The sequence below is a fragment of the candidate division KSB1 bacterium genome, from assembly GCA_016214895.1.
Classification (GTDB): domain Bacteria; phylum Electryoneota; class RPQS01; order RPQS01; family RPQS01; genus JACRMR01.
Window position 1 is genome coordinate 265,377 of record JACRMR010000008.1, and the last position, 18,529, is coordinate 283,905.

Annotated in this window: 17 protein-coding genes and 1 pseudogene; all 18 read right to left on the reverse strand. The window is 60.8% G+C overall.

What is annotated here, in order from left to right; all coding sequences use genetic code 11:
- Positions 1-27: 27 nt before the first annotated feature.
- Positions 28-777 carry a signal peptidase I gene (lepB, locus tag HZB60_05840; GenBank protein MBI5059287.1) on the reverse strand — a complete coding sequence of 250 codons (750 nt, stop codon included), beginning with the start codon at positions 775-777 and terminating at the stop codon, positions 28-30.
- Between the two features lie 50 nt (positions 778-827).
- The gene (gene lepA, locus HZB60_05845; GenBank protein MBI5059288.1) at positions 828-2,621 is read right to left on the reverse strand and encodes an elongation factor 4; all 1,794 of its coding nucleotides are present in this window, start codon (positions 2,619-2,621) and stop codon (positions 828-830) included.
- Complete coding sequence (locus tag HZB60_05850) at positions 2,621-2,902, reverse strand: PspC domain-containing protein (protein MBI5059289.1); 282 nt, start codon at positions 2,900-2,902, stop codon at positions 2,621-2,623. The genes lepA and HZB60_05850 overlap by 1 nt, the downstream gene beginning before the upstream one ends.
- 270 nt (positions 2,903-3,172) lie before the next feature.
- Positions 3,173-3,370, reverse strand: a pseudogene (locus HZB60_05855) (PspC domain-containing protein).
- Between the two features lie 9 nt (positions 3,371-3,379).
- Complete coding sequence (gene greA, locus HZB60_05860) at positions 3,380-3,859, reverse strand: transcription elongation factor GreA (protein MBI5059290.1); 480 nt, start codon at positions 3,857-3,859, stop codon at positions 3,380-3,382.
- A 14-nt stretch (positions 3,860-3,873) separates the two neighbouring features.
- Positions 3,874-5,349 carry an N-acetylmuramoyl-L-alanine amidase gene (locus HZB60_05865; GenBank protein MBI5059291.1) on the reverse strand — a complete coding sequence of 492 codons (1,476 nt, stop codon included), beginning with the start codon at positions 5,347-5,349 and terminating at the stop codon, positions 3,874-3,876.
- The gene (locus HZB60_05870; GenBank protein ID MBI5059292.1) at positions 5,346-6,116 is read right to left on the reverse strand and encodes a type III pantothenate kinase; all 771 of its coding nucleotides are present in this window, start codon (positions 6,114-6,116) and stop codon (positions 5,346-5,348) included. Before HZB60_05870 ends, HZB60_05865 begins: the two co-directional genes overlap by 4 nt.
- Positions 6,113-6,922 (reverse strand): biotin--[acetyl-CoA-carboxylase] ligase, encoded by an 810-nt coding sequence (locus HZB60_05875; GenBank protein MBI5059293.1) that lies wholly within the window; start codon positions 6,920-6,922, stop codon positions 6,113-6,115. The genes HZB60_05870 and HZB60_05875 overlap by 4 nt, the downstream gene beginning before the upstream one ends.
- Positions 6,895-8,571 carry a methylmalonyl-CoA mutase gene (locus HZB60_05880; GenBank protein ID MBI5059294.1) on the reverse strand — a complete coding sequence of 559 codons (1,677 nt, stop codon included), beginning with the start codon at positions 8,569-8,571 and terminating at the stop codon, positions 6,895-6,897. The genes HZB60_05875 and HZB60_05880 overlap by 28 nt, the downstream gene beginning before the upstream one ends.
- A gap of 5 nt (positions 8,572-8,576) precedes the next feature.
- A complete protein-coding gene (locus tag HZB60_05885) occupies positions 8,577-9,077 on the reverse strand; it encodes a biotin/lipoyl-binding protein (protein ID MBI5059295.1) in 501 nt (166 codons plus the stop codon).
- Positions 9,078-9,091: 14 nt separating this feature from the next.
- Complete coding sequence (locus HZB60_05890) at positions 9,092-10,615, reverse strand: acetyl-CoA carboxylase biotin carboxylase subunit (protein ID MBI5059296.1); 1,524 nt, start codon at positions 10,613-10,615, stop codon at positions 9,092-9,094.
- Positions 10,615-13,533: a DEAD/DEAH box helicase gene (locus HZB60_05895; GenBank protein MBI5059297.1), complete on the reverse strand. Its 2,919-nt coding sequence runs from the start codon at positions 13,531-13,533 to the stop codon at positions 10,615-10,617. Before HZB60_05895 ends, HZB60_05890 begins: the two co-directional genes overlap by 1 nt.
- Positions 13,534-14,517 carry an NAD-dependent epimerase/dehydratase family protein gene (locus HZB60_05900; protein ID MBI5059298.1) on the reverse strand — a complete coding sequence of 328 codons (984 nt, stop codon included), beginning with the start codon at positions 14,515-14,517 and terminating at the stop codon, positions 13,534-13,536.
- A complete protein-coding gene (locus tag HZB60_05905) occupies positions 14,514-14,951 on the reverse strand; it encodes an acyl-CoA thioesterase (protein ID MBI5059299.1) in 438 nt (145 codons plus the stop codon). Before HZB60_05905 ends, HZB60_05900 begins: the two co-directional genes overlap by 4 nt.
- Positions 14,920-15,867 (reverse strand): acetyl-CoA carboxylase carboxyltransferase subunit alpha, encoded by a 948-nt coding sequence (locus HZB60_05910; protein MBI5059300.1) that lies wholly within the window; start codon positions 15,865-15,867, stop codon positions 14,920-14,922. The genes HZB60_05905 and HZB60_05910 overlap by 32 nt, the downstream gene beginning before the upstream one ends.
- A 116-nt stretch (positions 15,868-15,983) precedes the next feature.
- Entirely contained in the window at positions 15,984-16,838 is an 855-nt protein-coding gene (locus HZB60_05915) for a glycosyltransferase family 2 protein (protein MBI5059301.1), read from the reverse strand.
- A gap of 2 nt (positions 16,839-16,840) precedes the next feature.
- Positions 16,841-17,554, reverse strand: a complete 714-nt coding sequence (locus HZB60_05920) for a polyprenol monophosphomannose synthase (GenBank protein ID MBI5059302.1) — start codon at positions 17,552-17,554, stop codon at positions 16,841-16,843.
- Between the two features lie 208 nt (positions 17,555-17,762).
- Positions 17,763-18,509, reverse strand: a complete 747-nt coding sequence (locus HZB60_05925; protein MBI5059303.1) for a hypothetical protein — start codon at positions 18,507-18,509, stop codon at positions 17,763-17,765.
- Positions 18,510-18,529 lie beyond the last annotated feature (20 nt).

The following is an 18,529-nucleotide window of genomic DNA, read 5'->3' on the forward strand; positions in this document are numbered from 1 at the left end:
TGGCAAAACCTGACGACGAGCCCGGGATCAGTGGATCATGGTGCCGATCCGCCCCCAGCGAATGATGTCATACCAGTGGCTGAGATCGACGTACTTGTTGTAGCTGAAGTATATAACGAGCGCCTGACCGACGATATTGTCCTGCGGCACGAATCCCCAGAATCGCGAGTCCTCAGAGTTATCGCGGTTATCACCCATCATGAAGTAGTGTCCGGCAGGGACGGTGATCGGTCCGTAGTTATCACGATTCCAGGGGATCCCGGGCGGCTGGCCGAACATCCCGCGTTCGGCGATACCCAGCGGGGCCATTTCGCGCGTATGCTTGGAGAACGCCGGGTTTTCGAAGAGCTGACCATCGACAAACACTTGTCGCAGTCGAATCTCGACCGTCTGCCCCGGTCCGGCAACACAACGCTTGATGTAATTCAATTCAGGATTTCGCGGATAGCGGAAGACGACGATGTCACCGGACTGCACGCTGCGCGGACCGTCGAACTTGTAACTCGGAATGCTGAAGCCGAACTTGGTGAACGGAACGCCCAGCCAGTCGGGGGTGCGCACTCCGTACACGAATTTGTTCACCAGCAGGAAATCCCCGACCAGCAGCGTGTCTTCCATCGAACCCGTGGGAATTCGGAATGCTTCGACGGTAGTGACGCGGATAAAGAACACCATGACGATGAGCGTCACGATGAAGTCCGTCCACTCGCGAACGGTGCTGCGCGGGCGATCGCCGCTGTGGCCGGCTGCCGTCTTCAGCGTGTTTTCAGCGGGCATCTGCAATCAACTGATCTCCATGAATAGTATCGGGGTAAATCACGGAAACGTCACTCCGCTTTCAGGATTGCGAGAAACGCCTCCTGCGGAATCTCGACGTTACCGATGGATTTCATACGCTTCTTCCCCGCCTTCTGTTTCTCCAGTAGCTTCTTCTTGCGCGTGATATCGCCGCCGTAGCATTTCGCCAGCACGTTCTTGCGCAGCGCCTTGACCGTGGAACGCGCGATGATTCGCGAGCCGAGACTCGCCTGGATCGCGACATCGAACATCTGTCGCGGGATCAAGTTGGCCAACCGGTCGCACACCCGCCGACCCCAGCTATAGGCTTTCTCGGTGTGCACGATCACCGACAGGGCATCGACAACTTCGCCGTTGACCAGGATGTCCAGTTTGGTCAACTCGCTGCGTCGATAGTCGAGCAGTTCATAGTCGAAGGACGCGTAACCGCGGCTGATGCTCTTGAGCTTATCGTAAAAGTCGAAGATGATCTCCGCGAGGGGAAATTGGTAGTGCAGGTTGGCGCGCGTAGCATCAAGGTACACGGTATCTTGATGAATCCCGCGGTGTTCGATCGCGAGTTGCATGATCGCGCCGATATACTCCTCGGGCGTGATGATCGACGCCTGAATATACGGTTCCTCGAGGTGATCGGTGGCGGTGGCCGCCGGCAGCATCACGGGATTGTCCACGAGCTTGGTTTCGCCGTCAGTCATGATCGCCCGGTACTCGACGGACGGCACGGTGCAGACGAGATTCAGGTTGTACTCGCGCTCGAGTCGCTCCTGAATGATCTCAAGATGCAGCAGGCCCAGGAAGCCCACGCGGAAACCGAAGCCCAGTGCGATGGACGTTTCCGGTTCATAAATCAGCGCGGAGTCATTCAGGCGCAATTTGCCCATCGAGTCGCGCAACAGCTCATAATCGTTTGTGTCCGCGGGATAGATCCCGGCGAATACCATGGGTTTGACTTCGCGATAACCGGGCAGCGGTTCCGCATACGGATTGGCGACATCCAGCACCGTATCGCCGACCTTGAGATCGCGCACGTCACGGCAGCCGGAAACGACGTAGCCGACGCTTCCCGCCTGCAACTCGTCCTGTCTAATCTGCGCCAGGCGAAGAATGCCGACCTCGCTGACCTCGTACTCCTTCAGTGTAGCCGCGAACCGCAGCTTCATTCCGGGTCGCACGGCGCCGTCAACCACGCGGACATGGGCAATGGCGCCGCGATAGCTTTCGTACATGGAGTCGAAGATCAGCGCGCGCAGCGGCGCGCCCGGGTTTCCCTTGGGCGGGGGCACACGTGCGACCACCGCCGCGAGGACCGCTTCGCAGCCGGCGCCGGTCTTGGCGCTGACTCTCAGGATATCGTCTTCGTCGCAGCCGAGCAGATCGACGATGGAATGCGATACTTCATCGACCCGGGCGATCGGCAGGTCGATCTTATTCAGAACCGGGATGATCTCCAGTCCGGCATCGAGCGCAAGATAGAGGTTGGAGAGCGTCTGCGCCTCCAGCCCCTGACTCGCATCCACGACCAGCAAGGCTCCTTCGCACGCCTTCAAGCTGCGGGAGACTTCATAAGTAAAATCGACATGCCCGGGGGTGTCGATCAGATTCAGCGTGTATTCACGGCCGTCGCTGTGGACGAGGTTCATGGTGATCGGGTGCATCTTGATGGTGATGCCCCGCTCCTGTTCCAGGTCCATGGAGTCCAGCACCTGCTTGCGCATTTGGCGCGGGTCCAGCGTGTGGGTCAGCTCAAGCAGGCGATCGGCGAGCGTTGACTTGCCGTGGTCAATGTGGGCGACAATACAAAAATTTCGGGTACGATCCTGCATCAGGTAGAGCTTGGGGTCGTCGAAGATGGGGGAGGCGGTCCGGCGCCGTGCACGTTAAGCGGGTTTTCCGCCTCGAGCGGCATGGCGATCCAGCAGATAATATACAGAAGCAGGCCCGTACCTGCAATCAGGAGCAGGGCCAGCCAGACCAGTCGGATGATGGTCGGATCGACATTGAAATAAGCGCCGAAGCCCGTACAGACGCCGGCGATTTTTCGACCCTCACGAACGCGCACGAGCCGGCGGACCCGCGATCCGCCCTGAGTAGTGGAACCCTGCATGGCCGTAGCTCCGGTAGATAGTTCGTCGCCGACGAGTGCTTGTTGTTGGTCGTCACCCGCGGCTTGGTTTCGTTGCCAGATAATCATGGCGAGACCGGCGATAACGAGGACCGCCGGGCCAGCCCAGCGCACATCGGAGATCTCCCAGAAGCTGGGAAACCAAGAGGTCGAGAGTGCGATCAGGCCGGACAGGATCAGAAAGGCGCCCACCAGGACCAGGGCGGCCTTGGGACGGTTGGCAGCCGACGGAATATACGGTTCGGCGGCGGCTTCGCGTTCGAGGGGAACAATGAACCAGGCCAGCAGATAGACAACGACGCCGATGCCATTCGAAAGCATCGTCAGCGCGACAAACAGCACACGGACGAGCACAGGATCAAGGCCGAGATAGACTGCCATCCCGCCGCAGATACCGGCGAAGACGCGTTCCTTTCGTGACCGGGTAAGTTGTCTGACTGCTCGTTCCATGAAGCACCTCTATTGCTGGTACGGCATGATCGCGACGATTTTCCAGGAGACGGTGCCCGACGGCACCTGGATATCCACGGACTCACCGACCTTGGCTCCGATCAACCCCTTGCCAACGGGAGATTGGTGGTTGATTTTGCCTTCGGCGGGGTTCGCTTCCGTGGGGGAAACCAACGAGTACTCCCGCTCCTGATTCTTCGACAGGTCGAGCACACGGACGCGGGTGTACAGCCGGACCTGATCGGTGTTGACGTTGGTCTCGTCGATCAAAACCGCGGTATGCAGCGCGCTCTCGAGTTGAAAGATCTTGTGATCGATGCGAGCCAGGTCTTCCTTGGCGGCATGATACTCGGCGTTTTCCGAGAGGTCGCCATGCGAGCGAGCGGTCGCCAGCTGATTGACCATCGCGGGTCGCTTGACATTTTTCCACTCGGCAAGCTCGATCACGATCTTCTCGTAGCCTGATTTCGTAATGTAGTGTTTTTCCAACCGTCGGTCTCCGCCTATTTCTCCGCTTTCTCCGCCTGAAAATAGGCCGCCAGACCGCGCACAACTCCGCGGGACAGGCGGCGTAAGTAGTCATCCGATAGCAATAGCTGTTCCTCGGCCGGGTGAATCAGATAGGCTGATTCGATCAAGACAGCCGGGAATTCAGTCGGCCTTACGACCGCCAGATTCGCATCATACACTCCGTCGTCACGGAGTCCGCCGGTATCAAGAATCTCGCGTTGGATAGTCTCGGCCAGTCGGCGCGATTCCGACTGGTAGTAATACGTGCCGCTACCGTGTTTCCGCCACGGGTTTTGCCCGTCGGGCAGCGCGTTGACATGCAGGCTGACAAAACAATCCGCGTTCAGCGCGCGAGCGGCGTCGATCCGATCGTACAGGCTCAGGTCAACATCCGCCGCGCGGGTTTGCACGACTCGCGCTCCGGTTCGCGCGAGTTCCTCACCGATCAACGCCGACCACCGCAGCGCGACGTCTTTCTCGTTCGTGCCCAGGGGTCCGATCGCGCCGGCGGCTGCTCCGCCATGCCCGGCGTCGATCACGATGGTCTTCCCGCGCAGCTTGCCCCGCTCTCCGGCGAACTGCAGATCCAACATCACCTCAAGCTTGCCGGGCGTCAATGAGACCCGATAGCCGCGTCGGATCGGTTCGCGGGCGCTGAGTCTGAGCTCGACTTCGCCGTCCTGCTGGATGCAGGCAACGTTGAGCAGTCCGGAATCCCAATTCCGGTATTCGATTCGGTCAACGAAGGAGACTGTATTGTCGAGCGTAATCACCACGTCGTGGCGATCCGACGAAAGCTCACTGCGATAGAGCGTCGGACCTGATAGATCGAACGATGCGCTTGCGCTCCGGTCTGAGCCAATGCAAACACCGTTACCGAGCACGACCGGAGCGAGCGTGCTGTCACTGGTGACCGTGACAAACCGCCGATCAACATAGCCAGTCCTCCTGCCGACGGAAAATTCAAAGAACCCATCAATGGACCGAATTGCCAGGAGGTGGGTTTGCAGTGTTGGAAAGAACTCGTATGCTCCGCCGATCGCCGTTCTGGTTTGAGCATTCGGGGTTACCACGACCACTACCCGTGGATAGCTAAGAGTATCGACTACCGCTGTGGTTGGAGTGGTCTCCGAGCGGTATCGATAGGGTAACACCAGCGAGTCCAACACCCTACCCCCCTGCTCTATTAGAGCCAGCCTCCACGCTTTTGTTCCGGCTTCCTCGTGAATCAGAGGCAAGAACGCCAGGAATGCCCCCTGTGGGGTCAGCGCCACGATCGTCCCATTCACTTGAAGCTGGCCTCCGGCGGGCTGCACGTTGCCCAGCACGAAAGTGGAATCGAGGCCGTCCTCATAGACAAACGATTCACCCGGCGCATAGACGCGCGGATAGACCAGCGTAATCCGCTGGGCCGAGGCTGAAACCGTACAGACAAGGAACGCGACAATCAGCGCAATTTGGAGAATCATTGCTGATCGGTGACGATTCGGATGCCATGCAACACGAGGTCGGGTTCGACATGCTGAATCGTTCGGCTCTGCGGCTGCAGTAGGGCGGCGAAACCGCCGGTCCCCACCACGGCGGCGGGCGCTTTCAGGGCATCCCGGATCCGCGAGACCATGCCGTCGATCAGGTCAATCCCGCCGAACAAAACGCCTGAACGAATCGCAGACTCTGTGCTCGTTCCGATCACGCTGGGCGGGAACGACAGTTCAACAGTCGGCAAGAGCGCGGCGGCCGCGTGCAGACTGGAGGCGGCGGTGGAGACCCCCGGCGCGATGGCGCCGCCCAAATAGGTTCCGCCCTCATCGATCACGTCGAATACGGTCGCGGTGCCCAAGTCCACGACGATGAGCGGCGTTCCGTACTTGTCCGCGCCCGCCACGGCTCCGCACAGTCGATCGGATCCAACGGCGCTCGGTGGCTGGTAGGAAATTCGGAGCGACTTGACGCTCTCCGCGCTGATGAAAAATGGCTCGATCGCGAAGCGGCGTCGCACCATTCGCGCATAGTTCTGACTAAGCTCCGGCACGACCGATGAGATGGAAATCCGGACCACGCGGTCTTGCCGGATTTCCGCGACTTGCAGGCATTGATTCACGAAGAACCAGAGTTCATCTCCGGTTCGCGGAACTCGCGTGGCATGACGCCATGAGTCCACGAGCTGAGTTCCCCGAAACAGCCCTACCGTTGTGTGTGTATTTCCGACATCGACGGCGAGCAGGTGGTCACTCATGCCTGAACGTCTCCGCTGAACAGTTCCTGGATTCGGCCTTGGCCGTCACGCAGCCGCAATTGACCGCGCGGCCCCAGTCCGGCATATTGGCCGACAACGGTCGCGCCTCCTTCCGTTCGCGTGAGTGCAGTGCCTCGCGGGGGGCCAAATGACTCCCATTCGGCGCAGAGGGCGTCAAATTGACATTCGGTCCACCGATCGAACTCTGCCTCGAGATGTTGAAGGAACTCGGCCAGCAGGACTTCGCGCGGGATTTCGGTACCCGTCTCATCAAGAATCGATGTCGCATGCTCGCGGAACTCGGCGGGCAATTCGCCGCGCAGCAAACTCACATTGCATCCCACACCGAGGATCGCGAGACGCTGTCCGGCTTGAATGGATGATTGACCGAGGATCCCGGCAACTTTGCGGCCATTGAGCAGCACGTCGTTGGGCCATTTCAGCGAGACCTTGGCCTGCTGGCTGACACGATCCCTCAGGGTCCGGGCCAGCGCGATGGCCGGCAGCAGACTCAGCAGTTCGGCGCCGTCTGAAATTGCGGGGCTTCGGAGCAGCACACTGAACAGCAACGAGCGCTCCGGGAGATCGAGCCAGGAGCGCTCCTGCCGACCCCGGCCTTTGGTCTGGTGATCCGCGACGACCACCGCGCCGGTCACGATGAAGTCATCGTGGTTTTCGGCCAGCCAGGCATTCGTCGAGTCGATTTCCTCGAAATGGCGCAGTTCGCGACCGAATCTTCGCGTTAACAGATGCCGGGCGAACAGCTTGCCGTCCCAGGTCAAGGCGTATCCTCGAACTCGCCCCACGTTTCGCGCAGCGTATTGGAGATTTCACCTAGCGTGACATGGGCTTCGACGGCACCGATCAATTCCGGCATCAGATTCTGATTTGAGTTTGCCCGACGTCGCAAGGAACTCAGTGCATTGCCCACTCGGGCGGCGTCACGTTTCTTCCGCAGCTCGGCCAGTCGGACCTTTTGCTTGTCTTCCAGCGCCGGATCAACTTTGGTCACCGCGGGCGCGATCTCCCTGGTCTCCTGGAACCGATTGACGCCGACAATCACGCGTTCATTCGTCTCGATCTCGCGCTGATAGCGGTAGGCTTCCGCCGCGATTTCACGCTGGAAGAAGTGGTTTTCGATGGCCGGAATCGCGCCGCCCATGGCGTCGATGCGGTCGAGATAGTTCCACACGCGGGCTTCGAGCTGGTCGGTCAGGGCTTCAACATAATAACTGCCGCCTAAGGGATCCACGGTATCCGCGACGCCGGACTCATACGCGATAATCTGCTGGGTGCGCAGAGCGAGGCGCGCGGCAGCGGCGGACGGCAGAGCGAGCGCTTCATCCATGGCGTTGGTATGCAAACTCTGAGTCCCGCCAAGCACGGCTGCCAGTGCCTGCAACCCCACGCGCACCGAATTATTCTCCGGCTGTTGCGCGGTTAACGTGCAGCCCGCGGTTTGCGTGTGAAACCGGAGCATCATGGACTGCGGGTGCTTCGCACCGAATCGCTCGTTCATGATTCGCGCCCAGATTCTGCGCGAAGCACGGAATTTCGCCACCTCCTCGAGCACGTTATTGTGACAGCCCCAGAAAAAGGCCAGTCGTGGCGCGAACTGGTCAACGTGCTGCCCGGCCCGGAGCGCGGCTTCCACATAGGCAATCGCGTTCGCAAACGTAAACGCCAGCTCCTGCACGGCGTTGGCGCCGGCTTCACGAATGTGATAGCCGGAAATCGACATCGTATTCCACTGCGGAATGTGGTCGTGGCAATACGAGATGATATCGGTGACGAGCCGCATGGACGGTCGTGGCGGATAGATATAGGTGCCGCGCGCCACGTACTCCTTCAAGATGTCATTTTGCACGGTGCCCGCGAGCCGGTTCAGCTCAATGCCGCGCGCCCTGGCCACGGCGATGTACAGCGCCAGGAGCGTCGCGGCCGTCGCATTGATCGTCATCGATGTGCTGATTCGCTCCAGCGGGATGCCGTCGAACAACGCCTGCATGTCGTCGAGGCTGCACACGGCAACCCCGACGCGGCCGACTTCACCGCCGGCGTGCGGATCATCGCTGTCATAGCCGATCTGTGTCGGTAAGTCAAACGCAACCGAGAGCCCGGTCGTGCCCTGACTCAACAGGTACTTGTAGCGGGCGTTTGATTCTTCGGCGGTCCCGAACCCGGCATACTGGCGCATCGTCCAGAGTTTGCCGCGATAGAGATTCGGATGTACTCCGCGCGTGAACGGATAAAGTCCGGGATAGCCGAGTTTCTGTTCGACCTCGAAGGTACGGTCCGGCTCATAAAGCCGCTCGATGTCGATGTGGCTGTCGGTCTCGAAGCGCGGCTTCCGTTCGGGATGCGCGGCCGTTAGCTGCTCGACGGCTCTGAGCCATTCACTCCGCGCGCCAGCGCGAACCGGAGCGTCGCGTTCAGGCAATCCTGCATCATCCATGATCGCTACTCGAGCACCAGCAGGAGATCGCCCTTTTCCACCGCCTGCCCCTGGGCGACCTTGATCTGGCTGATCACTCCGTCGCCGGGTGCGCGAATCTCGTTTTCCATCTTCATCGCTTCGAGGATCAGTACGGGTTCGCCTTTCTTGACCGGCTGACCAATGCTTCCGAGTACGCGGATCACCAGACCGGGCATCGACGCTTTGATCTCGGCACGTCCGCCCGCGGCTTCCGCAGACTTGGACAGGCTGCGCAGCAGTCGTTCGCGCTCGGTGACCACACTAAGGGCGAATTCGCGGCCCCGGAACCGCACGAACGACTCGTTTTTTCCGCGGTCGATTACCGCCGACATCCTGCGGCCGAGCAACTCGAATTTCAGCCCACCGCGGCTGTCCAGCGCTGCCTCGCTGAGCTGGACTCGCTGGCCGTTGACCGTGGTCTCACCGTTCCGGATTTCGACTTCGTATTCCCGTTCGCCGACGGTCACTTTGACGGCATTGGACATCGTTTGTCTTTTTGCTATTTGCGGAGGGCGGCAAGGCGACCGCTTCGCGTCCAGTTTGAACCGTTGTTGCCGGATGCAGCGCCCGGCGCGGCCAGTTGAACGTGGGGCGCGCGTTCGGCATTGAGCGCGACGTGCGCGATGGCCGCCGCCAGCACGGCCTCGTCGTCAAGGGCTTCATTCAATTCGGCGCGATAGCTGTCGAGGAACTCATGGTCGGCCGAATGCGTCGAGAAGTCGGCCTTCGCAAAGCGCTCCGTGGCCAGGATGTGGCGACAGAAGGAGATATTGGTTCGCACACCAACCACTTCGTAGGCTTCCAGGGCTCGCAGCATCCGCTCAATGGCCGCGGGCCGCGACTCGGCGCGCGCGATCAACTTGGAGATCATCGGATCGTAGAAACGCGAGACTTCGTCGCCTTCGCGCATCCCCGAGTCTTCGCGAATTCCGGGGCCGTTCGGACCGCGCAGGCGCGTGAGCTTTCCGGTTGAGGGCAGAAATCCGTTGGCCACATCTTCGGCATAGATTCGGACCTCAATGGCGTGGCCGCGACGAGTGATCTGTTCTTGGGTGAAGGGCAGTTTCTCCCCGGCGGCCACCATGAGTTGCAGCCGGACCAGATCGTAACCGGTGACCTCCTCCGTAACCGGGTGCTCCACTTGCAGGCGCGTATTCATCTCGAGGAAGTAGAACCTGCCGTCCGCATCGAGCAAGGTCTCGATGGTCCCCGCGTTCACATATCCGCACGCTTTGGCCGCCGCCACCGCGGTCGCGCCCATTTTCGCGCGCAGTTCCGGCGTGACGACCGCCGACGGAGATTCTTCGATGATCTTCTGATGACGACGCTGCAACGTACACTCGCGTTCGCCGAGATAGACCACGTTGCCGTGCTGATCGGCAAACACTTGAATCTCGATGTGACGCGGATTCTTCAGGTACTTCTCAACGTAAACCGAGCCGTCGGCAAACGCCGCGAGCGCTTCGCGCTGCGCCGCCTCGTAGGCGCTCTTCATGTCGTCGGCCCGCTCCACGACGCGCATGCCCTTGCCACCGCCGCCGGAGACCGCTTTCAACAACACGGGATAGCCGACGCGATTGGCAAACGCTTTCGCGTCATCGGCGGAGGCCACGGGACCGTCGCTTCCGGGCACGACCGGCACACCGGCCTTGGTCATCAGCTCCCGCGCTCCGGTTTTGGATCCCATGGAATCGATCGCACGGGGCGGCGGCCCGACCCAAATCAGCCCGGCATCCGTGACCCGCTGCGCGAAGTCGGCTTTTTCGGAGTGGAATCCGTAGCCCGGATGAATCGCGTCTGCTCCGGATTTCCCGGCGGCTTCGAGAATCTTCTCCTGACGCAGATAGCTCTCGGCTGCCGGCGAGGCGCCGATGTCGTGGGCTTCGTCAACGGACTGCACGTGCAAGGCGCTGCGATCCGCATCGGAGTAAATGCCGACGGTCGCGATTCCCATCTCGCGCGCCGTGCGAGCGATTCGAACGGCGATTTCGCCGCGATTTGCAATCAGCAGTTTCTTAATCATCAGGAGACGGACTCCACGGAATCCATGAAGTTCCGCGGATCAAGCCGCAGCGGAATTCTCACCGTTCCAAAGTCCTTTCTCTCATAGAGCACATAGCCGTGTCCGAGCGCGAACAACAGCAGGTCGCGGGTCAATTCGACATCGTGGATGCAGTATTCCGTGACGAGATCGAGGCGCCCTTCCTTGAACCATTCGAGCGATTGCAGACCGTCGGCGGTCTTTTGCGCGCCCAATGTGGCACGCGTGAGCGTATCAAGTTTGAGGCGGTTCCCCAGCGAATCCTGCACTTCCAGCAGCAGGTCGAGCGTCGGCAAGGCCTGCAAGTCCGCGAAGGTGTAACCCCGCAGCACTTCGTAATCGAACCGTTTGAGGTTATATCCCACCACCAGATCGGCGGACTGCAAGTGCGCGATCAGCGCCTCCACCTCCGACTCGCCGTAAGCGGACATCCGGTTGGTTTTGCTATCCCACACCACACCGATGGCCAACCGCATGAACCGGATGGCATTCCAACCGCCGACGTCGTCGGCGGACAACTGAGTTTCGAGATCGAACACCAGCACACGCTTGTCGGCGGGCAGGTTGACAGCCTGCCACGGAACTTCTGCGGTTTCGCTCACGGGTTGGGCCACGCGGACGGCCGCGGCTTCCGGCAGCACGGTTCGCTCCCGGTCCAACAACACGTCAAGCACCCGCACCGCTGCGCGCTTGTCGAGTGGCTTGTTTCCGGAACCGCACTTCGGGGACTGAATGCACGTCGGGCACCCGGCTTCACAGGAGCAGTTCAGGATCAGCTCCCGCGTGCGAACCAGCAAGTCCGCAAGGATCGAAAAGGTAAAGTTCGCGATGCCCGCGCCGCCCGGATAGCCATCGTAGAAGAACACGGCACCTTCCGGCAACTGCGGGTGCTTCATGAAACTGATGCCGCCGACATCGTTGCGGTCACAGAGTGCGAACAACGGAATCAGCGAGATCGCCGCGTGCTCGCAAGCATGAATCCCACCCATGAAATGCAGTTCTTCGGCAGCGAGTATGCTCTCCAGATCGGCCGGCAGCTGCAGCCAGAGGCTGTCGGTGACATAACTCTGCGGCGGCAGGTCGAGCGGCTCGACGGAAAGCAATTCCTGTGTGTAGATACGGCGGCGCTCGAAGCTGTGGTAGGTTTCAGTGACCTTGACCTTGCCGCGATGGGCGACGAAACCGTGCACGACCTTCTGTTCGCGGTCGTCGAGGATTTCCGTCTGCTTGTCGGAGCGCGCCATCGTGTAGATCGTGCTCGTCGTGGGTCTCACGACCACCCGTCTGCGCTCGATGTCTAGTTCCTCGACCAAATACGGCTCGCCGCGATGCAGATAGACGGCGCCGGTATGGCATTCCCGAAAGACCGCGCCGCCGCTGATATCTCCAACGGGTCGCTTCAATCCGTTTTGCATGATGTCAAACGTGCCGCCGATGTTGCGCAGATTGACCGCGGCGTGCGGCCGGGGACCGCCCGGAAACCACTGCTTTCCGGAGGCGCTTCGCACCAGGGCGCCTTCGCGTTCGAGATCGGCAAGCACGTCTTGGTAGCGCGTGACATCAATGAACGGGTCGTCGGCCATCAGCGGAATCTCCGCGGCCGCCGCGGGCAGATGCGCCCGCAGGATTTCTTCATTGGCATCGTTGACCAGCGCGGCTTCAAACGGTCGATGGAGGAATTGCTCCGGCCGCGAAACCAGATACTGATCGAGTGCATCATACCCGGCGATCATGATCACCGCGCTGTGCTCATCCCGCCTCCCAACTCGACCCGCGCGCTGCCAGAAGGACATCATGCTGCCGGGATAACCGGCGAGAATACAAAGGTCGAGTCCGCCGATGTCGATGCCCAGTTCGAGCGCGCTGGTGGAGATGACGCCCGTGAGCTCGCCCGAGGCGAGTCTGCGCTCGATGTCGCGGCGTTCCTCGCTCAGAAAACCGGCTCGATAAGAGCTAATCCGCGGCGCCAGGTCCGGCCGGGTGTCCAGCACGATCCGGTGCACCACTTCCGTTTGCACGCGGGCTTTCGAGAAGACGAGCGTTTTCAACCCGGCGTCAATGGCTTTGACGAAGAGCTTCGCGACCAGACTCGTTGTGGAGCTTTGCGTGCTCAGCATCACGAAATCCTTCGCGGCCAGCGGCGCGCCGGATTCCGACACCACGGTGAAGTCGCGATGCATTAGCGATTCGGCGAGTGCACGCGGATTCGCGATCGTCGCCGAGAGGCAGATGAACTGCGGCTTTACTCGATGATAGCTAAGCAGCCGTTGCAGCCGCGCCAGCACTTGCAGGATATGCGAGCCGAACACGCCGCGGTAGGTGTGCAGTTCATCGATGACCACGTACCGCAGGCGCTTGAGCAGTTGCTCCCAGCCGGTGTGATAGGCGAGCAACCCCTGATGGAGCATGTCCGGATTCGTGATCAGGAAGTTCGGCGGACTCCGCTTGATCTTCGCGCGCTTTGCCGCGGGCGTGTCGCCATCGTAGATCTCAACCGAGAATGGCAGCGTACCGGCCAACGCCGCTTGCCAATGCACGAGTTTGCCACGCTGGTCCTGCTCGAGCGCTTTGAGCGGATAGATCAAGAGCGCGCTCGTCGCGGGCTCGGCCAGCATCGCTTCCAGAATCGGCAGCGAAAAGGTCAGCGTCTTGCCGCTCGCCGTCGGCGTCACCACGACCACGGATTCTCCGCGCCGGACCGCTTCCACCGCCGCCACCTGATGCGTGAAGAGCCGGCGGATGCCGTCGCGCTGTAGCGCGTTCAGAATCGCCTGCGGAAGCGGCGGATCGAGTTCGGCAAAGGCGGCGTCGCGCTCCGGCAGCGCTTCGCGATAGCGAAACGACCGCGCGATTTCCGCATCGTCCTCGATGGCGGCGAGAAAGTTGTCAATCCGCGACATTCAGATGAGATCGTCAGCGACGTAACTCTCGTACGTCTCGCGCAACAGCGCATCCAATTCGTATTCGCAGCGAAATCCCCAGGCGCGCTCAATCGCGGAGGCATCGCAGACCCAGCCATCCGCCAGTATCTCGCGCAGTTTGTCCCGACTCAATAGTGCCGGTTTTCCGGTGAGTCTGCATACAAGCTCGGAGATTGGCGCCGCGGCATGAATCACAGGACGCGGAATCGGCAACGCCCGAACCCGGCGACCAGCGATCCGGGCCAGCCGGAAACTCACGTCGCTCCACGTCACAGAATCGCGCGCGGCGGCAAAGTACACGGCCTTCAACCCGCGATCGGATTCTCCCGCGAGCAGTAGCGCTCGCGCCAGATCTTTCACATAGATCAAGCTGTAACGTTGCGAGCCGGAGCCCCACCGCGGATAAAGCCCGAAGGCCTTGATCGCGCGAAACAGCGGAACAAATTGCAGGTCACGCGGTCCGATCACCGCGGACGGGCGGAGGATCACCCACTCCATTTCACCTGCATTCGCCACTATCTCGCGCTCGCCTTCCAGCTTGCTTCGGCCATAGGCCGAGATCGGGGTCGGCGGCTCGTCTTCTCGCTTCGCACCCGCGCCGGTCGAAGGCCCGGCCGCAGCTTGCGAAGAGCAGAGCACGAAGCGTTTACACCCGGCGTCCCGCGCGACTTTCGTGAATTCGGCCACACCCCGCACGTTCACGCGGAACAAATCAACTTCATGAACGGCTTTCGTCAAGCCCGCGCAGTGAACGACGGTCTCGCATTCCGCGACCGCGGCGCGCAGTGATTCCACATTGGCGACGTCCCCTGTGGCGAACTCAACCGGCAAAGCTCGCAACCAACTCAGCCGATTCGGGTCGCGCACCAGTGCGCGCACGATCCACCCCGCCCGCAAGTAGGACTCAATCGTGTGACTGCCGACGAAACCCGTGCCGCCGGTAATCAGCGCGCGCCGCCTCACGCGTGGACTCGATCCAGCAATTCCTGCGGAATCCGGATGGGCTTGCCGATCGCCGACACGAAACAGTGGTCGGTGTGGCCAGTGGCAATCGTCGCGTTGTCGGTCGCTCTCGTCAACCGATACTGGAAGCGGATTCGGAATGCCGAAGGCAGAATCAGGGCGGTCTCGACGCGCACGATATCATCGTACCGCGCCCCCTCGTGGTATCGACAGCGGGCCTCCACCACCGGCAGCCGCATGCCCCGTTCCTCGAGCGCGCGATACGATGTCCAGATCGCGCGAATCAATTCCGTTCGCCCGACTTCAAAATACGTGAGGTAGGTGCCATAGTACACCCACCCCATTGCATCCGTGTCCCCATAGCGTACGCGCAACTCCGTTGTCGCGCTGCACACCGGTCGGTCAGCCTTCGAGGAAGAAGCCGATCTTCTCATACTTCGCGTGGCGCGCCGCGATCAGCTCGGTCTGCGACAAGTGAGCGAGCTGGTCGAGCGCTTCAAGAATCTGGCGCTTGAGCGCGTCCGCGCTGAAATCGTAGTCGGTATGCGCGCCGCCCATCGGTTCGTCAATGATACCGTCAATGATCTTGAGCTTGAGCAGGTCGGTCGAAGTCAGCTTCAAGGCCTCGGCGGCTTGCGGCGCCTGTGCGGCATCGCGGTAGAGGATGGACGCGCAGCCTTCCGGCGAGATGACGGAGTAAATCGAATACTCCATCATGTAAATGCGGTCAGCGACGGAGATCGCGAGCGCTCCGCCGGAGCCCCCCTCGCCGATGACGACCGTCACGATGGGAACGGCGATTTGCGCCATTTCATACAGGCTGCGCGCGATCGCCTCGGCCTGCCCGCGCTCCTCGGCGCCCAAGCCGGGGTACGCTCCCGGCGTATCGACGAGCGTGATAATCGGCCGACGAAATTTTGCGGCCAGTTTCATCAGGCGCATCGCTTTCCGGTAGCCTTCGGGATTGGCCATCGCGAAATTGCGATAAAGATTGTCCTTTGTGCCGCGCCCTTTTTGATGGCCGATCAACAGGGCCTGGCGACCGGCGATTTCGGCGAAGCCGCCGACAATCGCGTGATCATCGCTGAACCCGCGGTCGCCGTGCAACTCCAGAAACGAATCGAAGATGCGGCCGACATAATCCAGCGTGTAGGGTCGCCGCGGATGGCGCGCGATCTGCACTTTCTGCCACGCCGAGAGGTTCTGATAGACCTCGGTCCGCAACCGCTCGGCTTTCTTCTCCATGCGGTCGATTTCGACGGCGAGCGACCGCATCGCCGGGCCGGTCGCCAGCGCGCGCATCTCGGCGATTTTGCGCTCCAACTCGACCACCGGCTTTTCAAAGTCCATGACGAAGCTATCGGCGAAACTCGTCTTCACGGCGGCGGACGCTCGTTCGCTACTGCTCATCGTTTACCTCACATCTCTTGAAATGTTCAAGACCGCCATCGCCCTTCGCTGACGGCTCAGCGGCGGGACAGAAGTTTCCAAATTGCGATACCGGCATGCATGCACCGCACCGCTGTCACCGAGTACTCTGCGGACAACCGCTTATCGACAAAGATATTCATCGCCCGGAAGAACTCCCGTCGCGCGCGATCGGTCGCGAACTTCATGCTGGCGCCCTTCACGTGCAGCACGCGAGCGGTCGGCACATACCAGCGTTCGAGACCTACCGCCGCCAGTTTCCAGCAGAGGTCAATGTCCTCGCCGTACAGAAAATAGTCTTCGTCAAATCCGCCGATCTGCTCGAACGCCGCACGTCTCACGAGCATGCAGCAGCCGGAGAGTGAATCAGTCATCACTTCGCGCTCGGGCGATACGCCCGGCATCTGGTAGGCGGCGAGCGTGGGCGATCTGGGGAACACGCGGTCGAGGCGGGCGGCGTAGGCCAGCGCGGCCAGCGGTCTCGGGAACCCGCGGCGCGCGGAGTAGTCGAACTTGCCGCTGCCGTTCACGATTCGCGGCCCGACCGCTCCGGCGAGCGGACGACTGTCGAGCAGGGCAACCAGTTCGCCGATCGTCATGGCGTCGATTTCCGTATCCGGATTCAGGATCAGCAGAAACTCTGATTCCGCGCGCATCGCCCCGCGGTTCACTCCGGTGCCGAACCCGACATTTTCCGGATTGGCGATCACAACAACGTCGGGGTAATTCTGGCGGCACCAGTCCGCGGTGCCGTCCTGCGACGCGTTGTCCACCACGACGATTCCTGACAACCATGGTCCGCCGAACTCGCGCAGGGATTTCAGGCACGCGCCGACGTGGTCTTTGGAATGATAAGTAACCAGGATCACCGTCACGCAGGGCCGCGCGGACATGCTCAGAGGGTTCCGAACATCGAGCGCAGCCGCAGCTTCCACACCATCATCACCGCCTCGCGAATGATCGCTTTGGACATCTTGGACTGGCCGACGCGGCGATCGACGAAGATGATCGGGATCTCCTTCCAGCGAAAACCTTTGCGCCAGGCCTTGAAGTTCATTTCAATCTGGAAGCTGTAGCCGCCTGATTTCACGCGGTCGAGATCAATCGCCTGCAGCACGGTGGTGCGAAAACACTTGAAGCCTCCGGTCGGATCCTTGATCGGCATTCCCGTGATCGCGCGCGTATAATAGGAGGCGAAATAGCTGAGCATCAACCTGCTCAGCGGCCAGTTCACGACCGAGATTCCGTTGACATAGCGCGAGCCGAGCACGAAGTCGTGCGTTTCGATCGCCTTCAGGAAGTTCGGCAGTTCGAGCGGATCGTGGGAGAAATCCGCATCCATCTCAAACACAATCTCATAGCGGTTTTCGATGGCGTATTTGAAACCCGCGACGTAAGCGGTGCCGAGGCCGAGCTTTCCGGTGCGAACAATCAGCTTCAAATGCGGATCAGCCTGCGCGCGCTCACGGACGCGTGCGGCCGTCCCGTCCGGCGAATTGTCATCGACCACGAGCACGTCGAGCTCGAGGTGCTGGCCGAGCACGGCGTCAAGAATGTGGTCGATCGTATCCCGCTCGTTGTAGGTCGGGATCACCACAAGTCCTTTCATGCCCATGTCCGCTCCGCGGTAGCGAACCGGATCGCGCCAGTGAATTCGTACGTCCGGAACGGACTAAGGGTGTCGGGAAACAAGTGCGATGGACACTCCGGCGGTTGGGAGTTTTGGCGGGTCAGGAAAAGAGCATCACCCGACGTTCCGGCGGGTGATGGTCCGAGCATATTCGAAGTTGACGCTGCTCACGCAGACCGATCGGCCATTAACGGCCGAAGTCCACGGGCTGTGTGGTCTTGCTGAAGTAGAAACGGAGGCCCAGACTGGCGTAGCCGCCGCTTAGATTGACCTCCATCGGACGGGTCCCCCCCAGAACATTGAGCCCCGTACGGACTCCCGGGGAGCTTTCCTGCGAAAAGTCCGATGCATTCGCGAGGCGTCCTCCGCCGGCCAAGTTCAGAGCGACGTGTTGGCTGAGCAGGAACTCAAGGTTCAGCCCACCGATCACGCCGAACCCGCGGCCATCGGCGTCATAGTTGTATCGCTTGTTGAAGTCGTCCTGAATTTGAAGTTCGGTATTGTAGTAAGCGATCCCGGCGCCCAGACCGAGTTGGATCGAGTTCGTGAGATAGGTGATGACGCTGCCCTTCAGGAAGAACTCATTGGAATGGGTCAGAATCTGACCTTGCGAATCGGGAATCGTGCTTTCGACCAGATTCTCGACATCCATCAAGGCATTGTACCCGACTTCCCATGCGACCTGCTTTGAGGGGCGGAAGATGCCGGACAGGCCGGCCACGCCGCCACCGCTGCCTTCGGTGAGCGAGTTCCCGACTCGCTGTCGCTTCAGATAGTCGGCGCCGGCGGTGACATCTCCCATGTCATAGACGCCAAAACCGCCGCGGAGTTCAACGCCGTACTTCTGCGGAGAGTCATAGGCCAGGGCCGGCCCGGATTGAAGGCTCAAGCAGAGCAGTGCCACAACAACGCCCGTACCAAGAAAGCGGAACATGATCAAACCTCCGTAGAAGA